This window comes from Streptomyces sp. NPDC104307, assembly GCF_055584045.1.
In genome coordinates this window covers 1-1,169 of sequence record NZ_JBVJMU010000051.1, presented here as the reverse complement: position 1 = coordinate 1,169, position 1,169 = coordinate 1, and the positions used below count along the sequence as shown (strand labels likewise).

The following is a 1,169-nucleotide window of genomic DNA, read 5'->3' as shown; positions in this document are numbered from 1 at the left end:
CCCTCGTAGATCTCGTGGAGGTCCTGTTCGACGTAGGCGCGGGTGAGGGCGGCGCCGCCGAGGATGACGGGGTACTCGGCGGCCAGCTTGCGCTGGTTGAGCTCCTGGAGGTTCTCCTTCATGATCACGGTGGACTTGACCAGGAGACCTGACATCCCGATGACGTCGGCCTTGTGCTCTTCAGCAGCGTCCAGAATCGCGGAGACGGGCTGCTTGATGCCGATATTCACGACGTTGAAGCCGTTGTTGGACAGGATGATGTCGACGAGGTTCTTGCCGATGTCGTGGACGTCGCCGCGGACGGTGGCCAGCACGATGGTGCCCTTGCCCTCGGCGTCCGACTTCTCCATGTGCGGTTCCAGATGGGCCACCGCGCTCTTCATCACCTCGGCGGACTGGAGCACGAACGGCAGCTGCATCTGCCCGGAACCGAACAGCTCACCGACGACCTTCATCCCCTCCAGCAGCGTGTCGTTGACGATATCCAGCGCCGGACGGGTCGTGAGCGCCTCGTCGAGATCGGCCTCCAGGCCCTTCTTCTCGCCGTCGATGATCCGGCGCTGGAGGCGCTCGTCCAGCGGCAGCGCGAGGAGTTCCTCGGCCTTGCCCGCCTTCATCGACTTCATGTTGACGCCCTCGAAGAGCTCCATGAGCTTCTGCAGCGGGTCGTAGCCCTCGGCGCGGCGGTCGTAGATCAGGTCGTGAGCGGCCTTGACCTGCTCCTCGTCCAGCCGGGCGATCGGCAGGATCTTCGACGCGTGCACGATCGCGGAGTCCAGACCGGCCTTCACACACTCATCGAGGAAGACCGAGTTCAGCACCACCCGGGCCGCCGGATTGAGACCGAAGGAGATGTTCGACAGACCCAGCGTCGTCTGGACCTCGGGGTGGCGCTTCTTCAGCTCACGGATCGCCTCGATCGTCGCGATGCCGTCCTTGCGGGACTCCTCCTGCCCGGTACAGATCGTGAAGGTCAGGCAGTCGATGAGGATGTCCGACTCCTGGATGCCCCAGTTGCCGGTCAGGTCATCGATCAGCCGCTCCGCGATGGCCACCTTGTGCTCGACGGTGCGGGCCTGGCCCTCCTCGTCGATGGTCAGCGCGATCAGCGCCGCACCATGCTCAGCGGCCAACTGAGTGACCTTCACGAAGCGCGACTCGGGCCCGTC

At 64.7% G+C, this 1,169-nt stretch carries 1 protein-coding gene; it reads right to left on the bottom strand.

Going from position 1 to position 1,169, the window contains the following annotated elements; translation table 11 throughout:
* Window positions 1-1,169, bottom strand: a 1,169-nt coding sequence (locus ACZ601_RS39115) for a dihydropteroate synthase (protein ID WP_469547031.1), incomplete at both ends; no start/stop codon positions are given.